The organism is Streptomyces sp. NPDC031426 (assembly GCF_055581585.1).
In genome coordinates this window covers 76,981-92,512 of record NZ_JBVIJE010000025.1, presented here as the reverse complement: position 1 = coordinate 92,512, position 15,532 = coordinate 76,981, and the positions used below count along the sequence as shown (strand labels likewise).

At 69.0% G+C, this 15,532-nt stretch carries 16 protein-coding genes; 13 read left to right on the top strand and 3 right to left on the bottom strand.

The window, feature by feature from the left end; translation table 11 throughout:
• The first annotated feature begins 432 nt into the window (after nucleotides 1-432).
• The 5 genes from ACZ5NH_RS35365 (at nucleotide 433) to ACZ5NH_RS35345 (ending at nucleotide 4,310) form a co-directional block, all read left to right on the top strand.
• Nucleotides 433-1,320 carry a sigma factor gene (locus ACZ5NH_RS35365; protein WP_468781175.1) on the top strand — a complete coding sequence of 296 codons (888 nt, stop codon included), beginning with the start codon at nucleotides 433-435 and terminating at the stop codon, nucleotides 1,318-1,320.
• A gap of 313 nt (nucleotides 1,321-1,633) precedes the next feature.
• Complete coding sequence (locus tag ACZ5NH_RS35360; protein WP_468781173.1) at nucleotides 1,634-2,554, top strand: sigma-70 family RNA polymerase sigma factor; 921 nt, start codon at nucleotides 1,634-1,636, stop codon at nucleotides 2,552-2,554.
• A 207-nt stretch (nucleotides 2,555-2,761) separates the two neighbouring features.
• On the top strand, nucleotides 2,762-3,196 hold the full coding sequence (locus ACZ5NH_RS35355; RefSeq protein WP_468781171.1) for a cupin domain-containing protein: 435 nt from the start codon (nucleotides 2,762-2,764) through the stop codon (nucleotides 3,194-3,196).
• A gap of 140 nt (nucleotides 3,197-3,336) precedes the next feature.
• Nucleotides 3,337-3,921, top strand: a complete 585-nt coding sequence (locus ACZ5NH_RS35350) for a hypothetical protein (RefSeq protein ID WP_468781169.1) — start codon at nucleotides 3,337-3,339, stop codon at nucleotides 3,919-3,921.
• 161 nt (nucleotides 3,922-4,082) lie between these two features.
• Nucleotides 4,083-4,310 (top strand): 2-oxo acid dehydrogenase subunit E2, encoded by a 228-nt coding sequence (locus ACZ5NH_RS35345; RefSeq protein ID WP_468781167.1) that lies wholly within the window; start codon nucleotides 4,083-4,085, stop codon nucleotides 4,308-4,310.
• Between the two features lie 6 nt (nucleotides 4,311-4,316).
• On the opposite strand, the gene ACZ5NH_RS35340 is transcribed toward ACZ5NH_RS35345, so the two are convergent.
• Nucleotides 4,317-4,946, bottom strand: coding sequence for an HAD family hydrolase (locus ACZ5NH_RS35340; RefSeq protein WP_468781165.1), 630 nt, complete (start codon nucleotides 4,944-4,946; stop codon nucleotides 4,317-4,319).
• A 223-nt stretch (nucleotides 4,947-5,169) separates the two neighbouring features.
• Between ACZ5NH_RS35340 and ACZ5NH_RS35335 the strand changes: the two genes are divergently transcribed.
• From ACZ5NH_RS35335 to ACZ5NH_RS35325, 3 genes are all read left to right on the top strand, one after another.
• Complete coding sequence (locus tag ACZ5NH_RS35335; RefSeq protein ID WP_468781163.1) at nucleotides 5,170-5,649, top strand: hypothetical protein; 480 nt, start codon at nucleotides 5,170-5,172, stop codon at nucleotides 5,647-5,649.
• A 115-nt stretch (nucleotides 5,650-5,764) separates the two neighbouring features.
• Nucleotides 5,765-6,262 carry an Ohr family peroxiredoxin gene (locus tag ACZ5NH_RS35330; protein WP_468781161.1) on the top strand — a complete coding sequence of 166 codons (498 nt, stop codon included), beginning with the start codon at nucleotides 5,765-5,767 and terminating at the stop codon, nucleotides 6,260-6,262.
• Between the two features lie 329 nt (nucleotides 6,263-6,591).
• The gene (locus ACZ5NH_RS35325; protein ID WP_468781159.1) at nucleotides 6,592-7,302 is read left to right on the top strand and encodes a YceI family protein; all 711 of its coding nucleotides are present in this window, start codon (nucleotides 6,592-6,594) and stop codon (nucleotides 7,300-7,302) included.
• Here ACZ5NH_RS35325 and qcrB read toward each other — a convergent pair.
• Nucleotides 7,227-8,798 (bottom strand): cytochrome bc1 complex cytochrome b subunit, encoded by a 1,572-nt coding sequence (gene qcrB, locus ACZ5NH_RS35320; RefSeq protein WP_468781219.1) that lies wholly within the window; start codon nucleotides 8,796-8,798, stop codon nucleotides 7,227-7,229. The genes ACZ5NH_RS35325 and qcrB overlap by 76 nt on opposite strands.
• 25 nt (nucleotides 8,799-8,823) lie before the next feature.
• A complete protein-coding gene (locus tag ACZ5NH_RS35315; RefSeq protein ID WP_468781157.1) occupies nucleotides 8,824-9,111 on the bottom strand; it encodes a WhiB family transcriptional regulator in 288 nt (95 codons plus the stop codon).
• An 878-nt stretch (nucleotides 9,112-9,989) separates the two neighbouring features.
• Here ACZ5NH_RS35315 and ACZ5NH_RS35310 point away from each other — a divergent pair.
• The 5 genes from ACZ5NH_RS35310 to ACZ5NH_RS35290 all read left to right on the top strand — a co-directional run.
• Nucleotides 9,990-10,214 carry a hypothetical protein gene (locus ACZ5NH_RS35310; RefSeq protein WP_451555225.1) on the top strand — a complete coding sequence of 75 codons (225 nt, stop codon included), beginning with the start codon at nucleotides 9,990-9,992 and terminating at the stop codon, nucleotides 10,212-10,214.
• A 200-nt stretch (nucleotides 10,215-10,414) separates the two neighbouring features.
• On the top strand, nucleotides 10,415-10,879 hold the full coding sequence (locus ACZ5NH_RS35305; protein WP_468781155.1) for a hypothetical protein: 465 nt from the start codon (nucleotides 10,415-10,417) through the stop codon (nucleotides 10,877-10,879).
• 178 nt (nucleotides 10,880-11,057) lie between these two features.
• Nucleotides 11,058-11,276 (top strand): hypothetical protein, encoded by a 219-nt coding sequence (locus ACZ5NH_RS35300; RefSeq protein ID WP_468781153.1) that lies wholly within the window; start codon nucleotides 11,058-11,060, stop codon nucleotides 11,274-11,276.
• Between the two features lie 144 nt (nucleotides 11,277-11,420).
• Nucleotides 11,421-12,128 carry a DUF4232 domain-containing protein gene (locus ACZ5NH_RS35295; protein ID WP_468781151.1) on the top strand — a complete coding sequence of 236 codons (708 nt, stop codon included), beginning with the start codon at nucleotides 11,421-11,423 and terminating at the stop codon, nucleotides 12,126-12,128.
• Nucleotides 12,129-12,644: 516 nt separating this feature from the next.
• Nucleotides 12,645-15,532, top strand: a 2,888-nt coding sequence (locus ACZ5NH_RS35290; protein ID WP_468781149.1) for a choice-of-anchor D domain-containing protein, incomplete at its 3' end; no start/stop codon positions are given.

Sequence of the window (15,532 nt, the reverse complement as noted above, 5' to 3'; positions counted from 1 at the left end):
GATCGGCAGCGGTCCCAGATAGAGACACACACTCCTTGTCGAACGCAGCCCCTAGTGCATGCCCGAACTGCCGGTGCCGAGCGACGTGGTCCGGCCGCCTGCGCCTCGGACATGCGCAAGGCGCACGAGGGCGCGTCGGCCCTCACCCTGGTCTCCGGACACCACACGGGACGCCGACTCGAGGAACACGCCATCCCGGAGTGAGGGGAACGACGGCACTTGACATCGGCGTTCGTGTGACACCGAGGCGAGGGCCGAGCCGCGGGCCCGCCCGTCCCACGCGCCGCCCAACGGCGGCTACGCGCCGGCGACGCTCGGGCGCGCCGCCGTCGTGTCACAAGACCTGTACCTGTCCGGTCTGGTCTGACGAGGGACCAGGAGAAATGACGCCGTGCGCGGCGTCAGGGTGCTGTCGGACGAGGAGGTTGAGGCATGGACTTCGTCGATGAGGCGCTGCCGATCGGGGAACTGCTCGATGAGCGACGGCATCTGCTGGATGTCGCGTTCTGGATGCTGGGCAGTGCCGTCGAGGCCGAGGGCGTGGTCGCCGAGGCGTACCGGCGATGGTACGAGCTGCCGGAGGCGGAGCGGGCGGCGATCGAGGAGCCGCGGGCGTGGCTGTCCAGGGTCGCGGGCGGAATCTGCCTGGAGCGGCTGGCGCGGCCGGGGCGACGGCGTCCCGGCCGGGCGGGGCCGGTGTCCGGTGCGGCGGCCGGGGAACGGCGGCGGATGCTGGAGCGGGAGGTCAGCGCGGTCCTGCTGAAGGCGCTGGACACCTTGTCTCCGGCCGAGCGCGCCGCCTTCGTCCTCAATGACGTCTTCGGGATGGCGCCGGGCACGGTCGCCGACATCGTGGGACAGTCCGCGCCGGCGTGCACCGAACTGGCGGACCGGGCGCGGCGGACTCTGCGGAACCGGCGTGGGCGGCCCACCACGCCGCAGCAGCACGACACAGTCGTGCGCGCGGTGCGGGAGGCATGCGAGGGGCAGGACACCGATCGGCTCACCACGCTGCTGGCGCCGGATGCGACGGCGTTCTTCGACGGGGGCGGCAAGGTGCGGGCGCAGGTACGGCCCGTGCACGGCCGGGAGCAGGTGGCCCGGAGTCTGCTGACGCTGCTGGCTCCCCGACAACGGACGACGGTGTGCACGCATTCCGTCAACGGCCGGACCGGACTGGTCGTTCGGTACGACCGGCGAGTCGCCGCGGTCACCAGCCTCGACGTCGCCGGCCGTCAGGTCGTCCAGGCCTGGGTCGTCATCAATCCCGACAAACTGCTCCCCTGGAACCAGGCCACTGCCCGGCCCGGCCCGCCGTAGGGAGCCGGGGCCCTAGCACGGCACACACGGGTCAGAAAACACTGGGTTCTCCGGGGAATGTCGGGAGCGAGGCCGGCACTCGAACGCCCAACATTCAACACGTCTCCAACAAAGCGTCCGAAGTAACACGCAAAACGTGTCACAAAACAGGGGCCTTCATGGTCTATGAAGTGGACGCGATCGACGAAGGCCCTGCGGGTGGCTCCGCCCCGCCCGAACACCGCTCCATCCCAGCGGCTGCTCACCGGACGGCCGGCGCATCGCGCCATCTGACAGCCCTGTTGAAACCCGGAGGAACGGAGACAGAAGGATCATGCATCCCGAGACACCCCCCGCGGAAGATGCCCTGGACGAGGCCGTGTCCGTCTTCGTGGAACTCCGGCCACGTCTCTACGGTATCGCGTACCGCGTACTTGGCAGCGCGGTCGAGGCCGAGGACGTGGTCCAGGAGGTGTGGCTGCGCTGGCAGAAGACGGACCGCTCGGTCGTCGTCAGCCCGGCGGCCTTTCTGTCCAGCACCACCACCCGGCTGGCGATCAACGTGGCCCAGTCCGCCCGGGTGCGGCGCGAGACCTACATCGGCCCGTGGCTGCCCGAACCCGTCGACACGAGCGGCGACCCCGAGGTGGGCGCCCAGCGCGCCGAAGCCCTGGAGCTCGCCATCCTGCTCGTCCTGGAGAAGCTGACCCCCACGGAGCGGGCCGCGTACGTCCTGCGCGAGGCGTTCGACTACGCCTACGCCGAGATAGCCGAGATGCTCGAGCTGACCATCGTCAACGTTCGCAAGATCGTCAGCCGCGCCCGCACTCACCTCGACACGGAGCAGCGCGGAAGTGTCGACGCAGCCGAACACCGGCGCCTGCTGGAGGCGTTCGTGGCGGCGGCGCAGAAGGGCGACATCGCCTCCTTGGAGGCGCTTCTCACCCCGGGGGCCGTCAGTCTGTCCGACGGCAACGGCATACGCGGCGCCGCGCGCGTCCCCGTGCTGGGGCGGGCCCGTGTGGCGAACCTGTCGACGGCGTATCCGAGGTTCTGGGGCGAGGTGGAGGTACGGCCCGTCCAGGCCAACGGGCGCAGCGGGATGCTGCTCTACCGGCACGGCCGCCCCTCGACCTTCATGACCGTCGCGGCCTCGCGCCAGGGGATTCACCGGGTCATGTGGGTCTTCAACCCGAGCAAGATCGCCGCTTTCCTCGACTCCCGTTCGCGGTACGCGACCGCGCCGGGCATCTGACGGGAACGGACCCGGACGGAACGGTGAGCCGACGCAGCTGCCGAGGTGCCGTGGCGGGTTCCGTTCCACTGTCGCGCATGGCACAAGACAGTGTCACATGCTGCTTCCCGTTCCGAATGTGCTGGCACACGGCCGTACCGGTCTGTGCCTCACCCCGGCAGTAGCCGGGCTGTCATTCATCAACCTGTATCCCCTGAAGGGACTTTCATGCGCAACCTGTCACGTCTGGGAGCGGTCGGTGCCCTGCCGGCCGCTGTCTCCCTCCCCGTCGGCCTGGCCCGCGCGACGCCGGCCGGCCCCGGGGTCACCGCGAAGGTCATCGCCCGGACCACCGTCGGCGACCGGGACTACGTACTGCGCAAGATCACCATTCCCCCGGGCCAGGGCACGGGGTGGCACTACCACGACGGCACTCTGTACGGCTACGTCGAGCAGGGAACGCTGAGCCACTTCGACGCCACCTGCGCTTCGGACGGTCTGTACCCGGCGGGAAGCTCGATCCAGGAACCGGCGGGCGCCGGTCACGTGCACATCGGTGAGAACCGCGGAACCACGGATGTCGTGCTCGAAGTCCTCTACGTGCTGCCGCACGGCGCCCCCTTCTCGGAGGATGCCCCAAACCCGGGCTGCGCCTTCGCGTAGCCGGCAGGGGCCGACCCGGTCGCCCTCGGCGCACGGGTGTTCCTGCCTATGATGTCCGGTGCTACTGGTAGCGAGCCGGACAACATGTCGTGGTAGAGGACACGGACGCGACCACAGGGTTGAGGGGCGAGAGGAACACAGTGTCTGTAAACCACGCTGCACATCAGATCGAGGTCACCGCCGATGGCCTCCGGGAGGACCTGGCCCGGCTGGAGGTCCAGAAGCAGGCCCTGGAGCGGGAGTTGGCCGCGGTCAAGGCCCATCTCGGCTCCGTCGAGCGTGCTCTTGGCGCGCTCCAGACGCTCATGTCCGCCGCCGGTGCGGCAACACCCGGAGCCGTCGGCGCCACGGCCACGCACGAGACCGGCAATGCCGCGCGTGTGGAACCGCGACCGGAGGCGCCCATGACGGCTCCGGTCGACAAGGCCACGGCCGGAGGTTCCGCTCAGGGTCCGGACTCCACCGCCGTGCCTGACGGAGGCGGCCGGGCCCCGCGGCCCTCCGACGAGGCGGGCGGGCAGCAGAAGTACGGCAAACTCACCGAGCAGATCCTGGACTACTTCGCCGGAGTCGGCGACACCGACGTCCGGGCACGCGATGTGGCCGAGGCGCTCGGCCGTGCCACGGACAGCGGCAGCATCAACGCCGTGCGGAGCACTCTCGACCGCTTGGTCGGCGCCTCCCGTATCCACCGTGCGGGCCGGGGCCTGTACCGCGCCGGGTAGGTGTCGGTACTCGGGCCGGCCGACCGACCGCGTAGACAATCACGGCGGCGAAGTCCTCGGGTCGTAGCGTGCGCCTCGACTCGGCCATGCCCTTGGCCACGGCCGGAGGGCCGTATCCGTAATGTGCGACGGCGAGTTCGGTCGCGACGAATCCAGGCTCGATGGCGACTACGCGCACGTCCTGCTCGGTGACCTCCTGTCGCCGAGCCTCGGAGCAGGCGTTCCCGTCGAACTTCAGCGCCGACGGTCCCACCGTCGACATCCGCGACGTGTTGCACCCGACGCTGTCGTACGACCACCGGCTCATCGACGGCGCGGACGCCGCCCACTATCTGATGGCGGTGAAGGCCATCGTGGAGACGGCGGCGTTCGCCGACGAACTGCCGTGAGGTGCCTCAGTGGGGGTCCGGCCCGAGGGTGACACCCAGCAGTTCCCCGAGCCGCGCTGTCGAGTCCTCCGCGTTCCGGTGCAGGACGGTGGCCATGCCCAGTGCCTGAGCCGGCCGGAGGTTGCCCGGGTTGTCGTCGACGAAGACGCATTCCTCGCCGGGCAGTTCGAGCATCTTGAGAATCAGGTCGTACATCGCCGGCTCCGGTTTGCGCAGCCCGTGCCACCCGGACAGCAGGGCCGCGTCGAAGGCCGCGTCGAGATCCAGGCCCTGATACATGTTCCACGGTGTCAGGCCCATGCTGTTCGACAGCAGGCCTACCCTCAGTCCCGCAGCACGGGCCATGGCAACCGCCGACACCGTGGGCGCGTCGAGGCGGCAGTCCGCGAGGATGCGGCCCAGCAGGTTCGTGCTGTCGACACCCAGCTTCCGTCCCAGGCGGCGGTTCCAGTCGACCTGGGCGACCCGGCCGCGTTCCAGTTCATGAGTGAAGCGGACCATCTCCGAGTCGAGATACCAGGTCTTCCCCACTGCTCCCTCGGGGAGACCTTCGCGCTCCTCGAAGGCTCGCACCGCATCGTCCAGCGATGTCGTGAGCACACCGCCGAAGTCGACTATGAGACATGTCCTCGGCACAGTCCCTCGTACCTCTCTCTTCCCCACCGTCCACCGTTCTCGTCCCCAGATGGACCGGACCGGGGCCGAGCGTGTGACATCCGTCCCGACGCCGCCAGACGGCGGTCACCCCGACTGTCACAGACGAGGCGCATGGCCGGTCTTGCTTGATATGCACCCTTCCGGAGCAGATGCGCCCGCCGGCTGTGCCGCGCACCGGCGCCCGCTGGAGGTGTTCCTCGCCGTGGCGCAGGCCGGTGATCTGGCAGTGCTGGAGGATGCCTTTACGGAGGATGTCGTGAGCTACTCCAACGGCGGCAGGATGCCCGGGGTATGGAAGATCCCGATCTTCGGGCTGCCGCACGTCTCCGGGTATCTGGCCGCCTTCGCCCCGCGCTTCTGGCCTCGGTCGGACGTCCGCCGGGCCGAGGTCAACGGCAGACCCGCCGTCCTGGTCTCGGCGGGCGGAAACGCGAAGGTGCTCCTCTGGGTCGATGTGTCCGCGCGCGGCATCGAACGCATCACGTGGGTGATGAATCCGGCGAAACTGATCCCTTACGTAGCCTTCGCTGAACGCTTGAGGCAGCTTCTGCGCGCTGCGGACGGCCACGGATCCCGATCGGGCGGGTGTTCCACGAGGACTGTCACAACTGGAGTGACATGCCGGTCAACTAGCTGTCCGCAACTGACACGCCCTCGCGACGTAAAGGCGCACACAATATGACACCCAACGCATACGAGGCTGTGGGCTCTGCCCAGCGGCCGGCGGCTGCCCACCCTCGGACATCCGATCCGGCTCAGCGCCCCGCGGTGGCCCGTGACGTCGAGGGGGTCACGCGATGAACGAGCCGGTCAGGTTGCCCGATCTGTCCACCGAGAAGGACTTCGACGGAGAGTCCTTCGCTCCGATCTACACCACGACGGTGACGGTCAGCGGTGGCCTGGCGAGTCACGGCCGCGCCACCGGCCGGGCCCGCTCGGCCGACGGAGTACTGGATCTCGACCTGCGTATGCCCATCGAACTGGGCGGGGACGGGCAGGGGACGAATCCGGAGCAACTGTTCGCCGCTGGTTTCGCCGCCTGTTACCACGGGGCGCTGAGCCTGGTGGCACGGCAGGCCGCACTCGACTCCTCGGTAATCTCCATCGAGGCGACCGTGGCGTTCGGGCGGGACCCGGAGGACGGCGGCTACCTCTTGCGCGTGGACCTGGTGGTCCAGTGGCCGGACGTGGATCCCGCCGTCGCCGCCCCCCTGATGGAGAAGGCCGATTCGCTCTGCCCCTACGCGAAGATGGCCGGACAGGGCGCACCGACGAACATCATGCTGGCTTCCTAGCCGGACGCAACGCTCTTCGCGGGCCGAAGCGCGGCGCCGATGTGGTCCGTGTCCGCTCACACCGTGGTGACGCCCGCCTCCGATGCCCGGTGGACCGGTACGGGCACATGCCGCAAGATGGCAGAGACCTTCCCGTCGCCAAACAGGGCGAGACCGCAGACCTTCTGCCAGCCGCCGCCGTGAGCGTGCCGGCCCAGATGGCGGAGGAGGCGGGTGCCGAGCCGCGATTGGCTCGCCCAACAGCAGTAAGCACTGAAGGTGGCCCCTGCCAAAAGGCGGGGGCCACCTTTGCATTCACACCGAATCACGCGCGAAGGACCCGGACCGCCATGTTCGGCCGCCAGGAAACCACTCTCATTCGCCCTGCTCGCTACGAGCCGCTCACCGGCCTCTGCAGCATCGACCCTGACCACAGCACGATCGGCTTTTCGGTGCGGCACGCCATGATCACCAACGTACGCGGGAATTCCACCGCCTGCGAGGGGCTGCTCGAACTCGACGGCTCCCGTCCGACCCGGTCCGGGGCCTACCTCAGCGTCCAGACGGCAGTTCAGACACGGGTCCACCGGATCGGGACGCGCATGTCACCGGCCCGGATCCGCCTCCGCCGCATCAAGGACGTCGAAGTGCCCGTTCACCTCGACCTCCTGTTCGGCGGAGCCGGCCGGGACACATACGCTCAGCGTCGCATCGGCCTCGAGGGCACGGCGGTGATGCGCCGCTCCGGCTGGGGACTCGTCTGGAACGCCGTTCTGGCCACAGGCGGCGTGCTGTTGAGCGACAAGGTGAAGCCGAACCTCGACCTGTCCGCCGTACGACTGGATCGGGCGGAAGCCGCCGCCTGGCCGGAACGGCTCGCGAAGTCCCCACGACCGACGAGAGCCGGGCATCGTCATCGTTGCCCGGCTCTTCCACATGCGGACGCTGATCCCGACCCGTCGGTGTGCACAGCCGCGTACCGCGATCAGCGCCTGCGCCCGCCGGTGATCTGCTGGTACTCCTGCGCGGTCGGCTTGGCGATCTGTGCGCCTTCACCGTAGAAGGCGCGGCTGAGCCGAGCGCGCAGTTTCCCGGTGACGCGGACCGTCGTGGCCGGGTCCGCGCTGTCGGCCTCGGGACCGGTGCCGATCGGTTCGTACTGCTCGTGCTGTGTCAGCAGGTGGAGTCGCTCCTGGCTGAGCGGTGCGTGCACCTCGACGAACTCGCCGTGCGGCAGACGCTTGATGATCCCGGTCTCACGGCCGTGCAGCACGATGTCGCGATCCCTCCGCTGGAGGCCGAGGGCACACCGTTTGGTCAGGGCGTACGCCGCGCACGGGACGACGACCAGGCCGATGCGAACCGCCCACGTGACCGACTCGACCGCGACATGGAGGCGGATGGCGATGATGTCGTTCGCGGCACCGATCAGTGCCACCGCATAGAAGCTCAGCCACGCGACGCCGAGTGCGGTGCGCACGGGCTGATTTCGCGGCCGGTCGAGGAGGTGCCGGTCCCGTTTGTCGCCGGTCACCCAGGCCTCGACGAAGGGGTAGGTGCCTAGGGCGAGGAAGAGACCGACGCCCGTCATCAGCGGGATCAGGTTGTCAAGCGCCAAGGTGTGACCCCAGACAGTGACTTCCCATCCGGGCATGACCCGCAGCAACCCGTCGGCCACCCCCATGTACCAGTCGGGCTGCGATCCGGCCGAGACCTGATCGGCCCGGTATGGGCCGTACGACCAGATGGGGTTGATCTGCGCGACCGCGGCGATGAGAAAAATGACGCCGGCCACCAGGAAGAAGACGCCCGCGGACTTCACGGCGCGCACCTTCGCCGACAGGCCCACGACGATGTTCTCGCTGCGCCCCGGCCCCGGGTACAGCGCGTGCCTATGGCGGAGCATCAGGAACAGATGGACGACCAGCAGTCCCACCATGAGACCGGGGATGAGCAGGACGTGGATCACGTTGAAGCGGGCCACGAGATCCGTGCCCGGGAACTCGCCGCCGAAAAGGAACATCGAGAGATAGGTTCCGACGATCGGGAGGGAGAGGAGCGTTCCGTTCACGACCGCGAGCCCGGTCCCGGACAGAAGGTCATCCGGCAGGTCGTAGCCCGTGAGCCCCGCGAACATGCCGAGGATCAGCAGCAGGAAGCCGACGATCCAGGTGAATTCGCGAGGCCTGCGGAAGGCGCCCGTGAAGAACACGCGCATCATGTGGACGAGCAGGGCCGCGACGAAGACCAGCGCCGCCCAGTGATGCGCCTGCCGGATCAGCAGGCCGCCACGGACGTCGAAGGATATGTGCATGGTCGAATCGAACGCCTCCGATACCAGCCCGCCCCTCAACGGTGCGTAGCTCCCCTCGTATCGCACCTCCTTCATGGACGGATGGAAGTACAGGGACAGATACACACCCGTGATGAGGAGGACAACGAAGCTGTAGAGGCAGATCTCTCCCAGCACGAACGACCAGTGGTCCGGGAAGATCCTCCGGATTCTCTCCCGCGTCCCTGTGCGCCGCTCCGCGCTTTTCCGGCCGGGCTCACCCATGCCGTTACCACCGTTCATGATTCACTCACGCCGCGATGACCGCGTTCAGGACCTGGCAGATCTCTCGCCGCCTCATCGCACGGCGTTCGCCCTCGGTCGTACCGCCCCAGACCCCGTGCACCTGACCCGTGAGAACGGCCCAGTCGAGGCACTGCCGGGTGACACGGCACTGTCCGCAGACGGCCTTGGCCTCGGCGATCTGCTCATCCATCAGCCCGCTGTTTCCCACAGGGAAGAACAGTTCAGGGTCCTCACGCAGACAAGCTGCCCGATCCCGCCAGTAGGCGGCCTGATCTCCTCGCTCAGCGGACATGGCAACGAAACCTCCGGAATTCTCATGCGGTGAAAGACCCCGGAAATCGATCACGCTCTCTCGTCTTCATGACGAAGTACCGGGGGCTGCCACATGAGACCGGACAACCCAAGAATCTGTGACACCGGTCCGGGGCGCAGCCGATGGGGTGTCACAGATCTCGGGTGTGTCCGGTCCATCCGTTGGAACACTCTGCAGGAGAGTGCACGCCGACGAGACGCGGCCGACGCTGTACCGCTCGCCGAGCTGCTCGACGAGCCGCGGTATCTGCTGATGTCGCCTACTGGATACGGGGCAGTCCCCATACCGCCGAGAGCGTGGCCGTACCAGACGTACCGCCACTGGTACGGCTGCTTGGGCGCCGGGCGCGGGCGGATCGCGTCGGTCCGGTCCTGTCTTCCAGGAGGGCGATCTGGATCTGCCTGAGACGCCTCTCGCGTCCCGGCCGGGATGCGGCGGGCCGGAGCGAGGATCGCGGCACCTGGCCGGGCGCCGCCGAGGAGGTGCGGGTTCAGGAGATCAGCCGGGTTCTGCTGAATGCACTGGATGTCCTCTCGCGGGGCGCGCGCGTCGTGGCGCTGGAGAGGAAGGCCGCCGGTCTGACCGCCGCGGCACGGTTGGTTCTCCGCCGCCGCAACGCACGGCGGCGTCCGGCGACTGCAATGACACTATCTCACACTCTCACGTGCCGAACTGGCCCACCATTGCAACCTTGTACCTGGACGTGCCCGGGTAGCGCGGCCAGCCCGGCCCCGCTCGCCATCGGCGTGAAGTCGAGCGGGGCCTGTCACATCCCCCTCGGCTGTCCGGTCAATGCGGAGGACGGCGCGCACGCGCCCTCCGTGAGCCATCGTAGTGAGGGAGCAGAGGGACGCCTGATGCCACCAGACCCCGAGGAACACTCCGACCCCGCCGTCACCAGCGTGTCCCTGGCGGCCGAGGCCGCCCTGCTGGAGGCACGGGTGCGCATGCTTCAAGAGCAGATCGACGAGACGGATGTGCGCATCAAGGCGCTCTCCGACACACTCCGCCTGCTGCGCAGCGGTGCCCCCGCTTCGGCCGAGCCGCCGGATGGTGCGCAGCGCTGTGAGTCATCTGGCTGAAGGGACACCGAATGGCAACGACCGTTGTGCTGTGGGTTGCATCGAGTGACGCGTTTTGGCGAAACCGTGCGATCGATGCGTGTCCAATCGCTGTGCGCCAGTGCCTATGATGTCGATGGGTACTCGTTCCCGTGTCGAGGCGCGGGCGGCGCACAGGCGAGCCGAGGCGCGGTAGGCAGGGCTGAGGAGGAGAGGAACACATGGTGTCCGGAACCCACACCGCACATGACATCGAGGTCACCGCCGAGAGCCTGCAGGAGGACCTGGCCCGCCTACAGATCCAGAAGCAGGCGCTCGAAAGAGAACTCGCCGCGGTCATGGCGCATCTCGGCTCGGTGCGGCGGGCTCTTGGCGCCCTCGAGACCCTGATGCGTGATCCGGCCGCAGCGGCCCGGAGCGACGCCCAGAAGCCGGTCGCCTCGAAGGCCGGGTCCGACGCGGACGCGGACGGCACGAAGAAGTACGGCAAGCTCACCGAGCAGATCATGGAGTACCTCGCCTCGGCCGGCGACGTCGACGTCCGGGCCCGTGACGTCGCCGCGGCTCTGGGCCGCGACTCCGACAGCGCAAGCATCAACGGTGTGCGCAGCACGCTCGATCGCCTCGTCGGCTCCTCCCGCGTCCAGCGCACCGGCCGAGGCCTCTACCGCGCCCTTCGCGCCTAGCCGCGGCCACCGCCCACGCGGCGCCGCGCACACTTCGGTCATGAGATGTCCGGCCCCACGGCGGCGAGTGACCACCGAGGCCGCGCGCAACCTGTCGTATCCCTTACACCTTGTTCAGTGGGAGCTCCATGCATGTCTTCGCACCGTGCCCTGCGCCGTCACCTCGGATGGCCACGCGATGAGCACTGTGACTCCATTCGGCTCCTGGCATTCCCCCATCAGCGCCGAGACGGCCACGGCCGGCCTGGCCGCCGGTCAGATCGCGGCACCGTCGTACGTCGGCGTGGTCGGCGACGAGGTCTGGTGGGTGCAGCCGCAGCCCGAGGAGGACGGCCGGACTGCGCTCGTTCGCCGGGGCCCGGACGGGACGGCGGACTCGCGCCACCTCACCGCCTGACACGCATGGGGGGAGCACCCCACCGCACACGTCGAACTCGCGCGAACTTTTCCCGGCTGACGCGCATCGGACAAGGACGACGGGCACACGGCACCGTTCACACACGCCCATGTCGGGCACCAATTTTGAAGGAGTAAGCAGAATATGGCGACCTTCCGGCGCGGCACGGCGAGCCCGGACACCGACAGCAAGGCAACCTTCCTGATGGCACGACGCGTGGTGTCCGCACTGGGGGTGGTAGCCGCCCTGAGCCTGCTCACAGCCTGCAACGACGGCCGAGGCATCGCCAGTGCCCCGCAGACGGCGGACGGGCAGGCCCGGCCGGCGTCCGGTGACGACTCAGGCGCCGCCGGCACCAAGACGAGCACGGGCGGCACCTCCGCCAACACCAGTTCGCGCAAGGGTTCAGGCGGCACTTCGGCCACCGGAAGCGGCGCCGTGAGCACTCGCTGTCACACGTCCGACCTGAAGGCTCATGTCGGCGCCAATAACCCTGGCGCCGGGCAGGAGAACTTCCCCCTCGTCGTGACCAACTTCTCGGGACGTACCTGCACCATCGACGGGTATCCGGGCGCCGCCTTTGTGGATGCATCTGGCAAGCAGCTGGGACCGGACCCCAGGCGCGGTACCGGAAGCCCCACCAAGATCACGCTGGCGCCGGGCAACAGCGCCTGGGCAGGCCTGTCCTTCGCCAACCCGGAGGTCAGTGGGGCCAAGAAGGCCACGCCCCTGGCTGTCCTGATCACCCCGCCGGACGAGAAGGATTCCCTGCACGCGGACTGGGAAGCCGGTGCCGTGCCCGTCTCCTCCGCCGCGACTGTGACGACCTTCCAGCCGGGCACCGGCGCCTGACCGGCACCCACCGCACAGCCGCTGCCGCAGAGTGACCACCGTGCGCTCTGCGGCAGCGGGATTCGCCGATAATGCTTCACACCGGCCGTCAGCGAACCGACCACGACCTCGTCGACCCCGCGAACACCACCCTCGGCCACCACGACGTCATGCGCTGGAACGCGCCCGCAGCTCAACCGGGCCGCGGGCCGCAACCGCCACGTACAGCTGCGCAGCGACGACTGGACAGGACCTGAAACCCCTTATGCAACAACCGCGTTGCCCCGGTGACCGTCCGATGCCCCGTCAGGCGGTGACACGTCGACCGTGCGCGAGTATGCGACGGGACCGCATCCATCAAATATTCACAACCGTAGGCACGGACGCCGGTCTGTGATTGGATGCGCGGGTTGTGGCCCGTGTGACGCAGGCTCCCGCGATCGTGGAGGCCGCCGTGGCGCGCGGGGAGGGCGTGAGGGCCTTCGGGGATGGGGACTCAGGGGGGTTTCCTTGGCGATGTCACAAGGCGATGCGGTGGTGGGTGCCACCAGACATGCACACGGACGCAGACACACCCGGTGGCGCGGCCTGGTGCTCGCCCTGACCGGCGCGGTGACCGCAGGCCTGGTCGGGCTGGGCGTCTCTCAGGCGCAGGCGAGTGAGACGACCGGCTCGGCGGACACCCTCCGGACCGGCTGGGACAGGAGTGAACCGGATCTCGGCCCGTCCGACGTGCGCTCCTCTTCCTTCGGGCAACTCTGGAAGGCTCCGGCGCAGCTCGACGGGCAGATATACGCTCAGCCGATCGTCGTCGGCGGCACCGTGGTGGCGGTCACCGAGAACAACGAAGCCTACGGCCTCGACCGCGCCACGGGAGCCGTGCTGTGGCGGCGCAGCTTCGGGCCCGCATGGCCCGCGTCCACCCTCAACTGCGGCGATCTGGTGCCGACCATCGGCAGCACCGCCACCCCGGTATACGACCCCGCCAGCGGCGCGGTCTATCTGACCACCAAGGTCGACGACGGTCCCACCCACCTGAGCCCGCACTGGTACATGCACGCGCTCGACCCGGTCACGGGGTCGGAGAAATCCGGCTTCCCCGTGACGATCCAGGGCACCCCGTCCAACGACCCCACCCAGTCCTTCCTGCCCGCGTACCAGATGCAGCGTCCGGGCCTGCTGCTGCTCGACGGGGTGGTGTACGCGGCGTTCGGCGGACACTGCGATGCCAAGCCCTATCGCGGCTATGTGGTCGGTGTCAGCACCACCAGTCCCTCTGTGACCTCGATGTGGGCGACGGAGACCGGCGCCAGCAACAGCGGGGCCGGCATCTGGCAGTCCGGCGGGGGACTCGTCTCGGACGGTCCCGGCAGGATCTTCCTCGCCACCGGCAACGGCGTCAGCCCGGCGCCCGGCCCTGGCAGCGCCCCGCCTGGCACTCTCGCGGAGTCCGTGGTCCGGCTGCAGGTGCAGGCCGACCGGAGCCTGAAGGCCGCCGACTTCTTCAGCCCGTCCAACGCGCCGACCCTGGACCAACAGGACAAGGACCTGGCCTCCGGCGGGCCGGTCGGCCTGCCGGACAGCTTCGGCACCGCCTCCCACCCGCATCTGCTGGTGCAGCAGGGCAAGGACGGCCGAGTCTTCCTGTTGGACCGCGACGACCTCGGCGGGAGTTCGCAGGGCACCGGCGGGACCGACGACGTGGTGGGGATCACCGGGCCACTCAAGGGCCAGTGGGGCCACCCCGGGGTCTGGGGCGGTGACGGTGGTTATGTCTACGTCGTCGGCAACGGTGGCTCACTGGTGGCGTTGCACCGCGGCGTGACGGGCTCGGGCGACCCCGCGCTGACCGTCGCCGGGTCCAGCCAGGACTCCTTCCCTTACACCAGCGGATCGCCCGTGGTGACCTCCGACGGAACGCGCTCGGGCAGCGCCCTGGTGTGGGTGGTCTGGTCGGGCGGGTCCAGCGGCGCCAACGCCCAGCTGCGCGCGTACGACCCGGTTCCCGATGCGAACGGTGTCCTGCCGCTGGTCTGGTCCGCGCCGATCGGTACCGCACCGAAGTTCGCCACCCCGGCCACCGACGGCGGGCAGGTCTTCGTCGGCACCCGGGACGGCAAGATCTACGCCTTCGGCAACCCGGTGGGTAGCCCGCTCAAGGGCGGACCGGTCGACTTCGGGCTCGTGTCGGTGGGCGGCTCCGCGAGCACCGACGTCGTCCTGACGGAGAACCAGAGCCCGTCCCAGTCCCTCGGCATCAAGGGCGTCACCGTCGACGGTCCGTTCACCGCGGACACCTCGTCGCTGCCGCCGACGATCCCGGCGGGCGGGCAGCTGTCGATACCCGTCTCCTTCACACCCACCGCGGTCCTGGGCGCGAGCGGAACGCTCACCGTGTCCACCGACGCCGGCAGTTTCGCACTGAGCCTGCACGGCGTCGGTACCAAGCCCGGTCTGGCCGCGTTCCCGGGCACGGTGTCCTTCGACAACCAGCCCACGGGGACCACGGCCACCGCGAACGTCCAGCTGACGAACACGGGCACCGCCCCCGAGACCATCACCTCCGTCACCTCGCCCGACGGACCGTTCACGGCCGCCGACCTGCCGAGCGCGGACCCGGCGAACCCGACGGTGATCCCGGCCCAGAGCTCGATCGTCCTGCAGGTGGGGTACGCGCCCACGGCCACCGGCCAGAACTCCTCGTCGATCACGCTGAGCAGCACCAGCGGTGCGCTCACCATCCCGGTCGAGGGCGACGCGATCAGCGGCCAGGGTCACCTGGTGTTCAATCCGACGACTCTCTCGTTCGGGGCGGTTGTCCGCGGCACGTCGAGCACACGGACCTTCACGATCACGAACACGGGGAACATCCCGGTCACCGTCACCAAGGCGAAGGCCCCGGCAGGTGCGTTCAGCAGCGCCGACCAGCTTGCCGAGGGCCTGGTTATCGGTCCCGAGCAGAGTGTCCGCCAGACGGTCACCTTCGCCCCGACGGTGAGCGGCAATCAGTCGGCCACGTACGAGGTCACCGGTGACGCCGGGCAGGGGGCACAACTGGAGCCGCTCACCGGCATCGGCGTGCCCCCGGCGTCGCATCTGGGCACCGTGCTCGCACGGGACAACTCCGGCACCCTGTGGCAGTACCGCGGCACCGGTGTGCCCTCCGGGGCACTGGCCGCCCGGGCCGCCATCGGAACCGGCTGGAACACCTACAACATCGTCACGAGTGTCAGCGGTGAGATGGCGGACGGCACTGGAACCGCCGTCGGCCGTGACAGCAAGGGCACGCTGTGGTTCTACCAGGGCACCGGCAACCCGAAGGCACCCTTCGCGCCCCGGAAGCAGGTCGGCCCCGGCTGGAACGTCTACAACTCCATCGTGGGCGCCCGTGACGTGACCCGGGACGGCAAGGCGGACCTCGTCGT

Coding starts and splice junctions, on each gene's coding strand:
- ACZ5NH_RS35330 (WP_468781161.1), top strand. CDS start 5,765: ATGAACGAGCCGGTCAGGTTGCCCGATCTGTCCACCGAGAAGGACTTC.
- ACZ5NH_RS35310 (WP_451555225.1), top strand. CDS start 9,990: ATGCCACCAGACCCCGAGGAACACTCCGACCCCGCCGTCACCAGCGTG.
- ACZ5NH_RS35315 (WP_468781157.1), bottom strand. CDS start 9,111: ATGTCCGCTGAGCGAGGAGATCAGGCCGCCTACTGGCGGGATCGGGCA.
- ACZ5NH_RS35365 (WP_468781175.1), top strand. CDS start 433: ATGGACTTCGTCGATGAGGCGCTGCCGATCGGGGAACTGCTCGATGAG.
- ACZ5NH_RS35360 (WP_468781173.1), top strand. CDS start 1,634: ATGCATCCCGAGACACCCCCCGCGGAAGATGCCCTGGACGAGGCCGTG.
- ACZ5NH_RS35345 (WP_468781167.1), top strand. CDS start 4,083: ATGGCGACTACGCGCACGTCCTGCTCGGTGACCTCCTGTCGCCGAGCC.
- ACZ5NH_RS35295 (WP_468781151.1), top strand. CDS start 11,421: ATGGCGACCTTCCGGCGCGGCACGGCGAGCCCGGACACCGACAGCAAG.
- ACZ5NH_RS35300 (WP_468781153.1), top strand. CDS start 11,058: ATGAGCACTGTGACTCCATTCGGCTCCTGGCATTCCCCCATCAGCGCC.
- ACZ5NH_RS35325 (WP_468781159.1), top strand. CDS start 6,592: ATGTTCGGCCGCCAGGAAACCACTCTCATTCGCCCTGCTCGCTACGAG.
- ACZ5NH_RS35305 (WP_468781155.1), top strand. CDS start 10,415: ATGGTGTCCGGAACCCACACCGCACATGACATCGAGGTCACCGCCGAG.
- ACZ5NH_RS35355 (WP_468781171.1), top strand. CDS start 2,762: ATGCGCAACCTGTCACGTCTGGGAGCGGTCGGTGCCCTGCCGGCCGCT.
- qcrB (WP_468781219.1), bottom strand. CDS start 8,798: ATGGGTGAGCCCGGCCGGAAAAGCGCGGAGCGGCGCACAGGGACGCGG.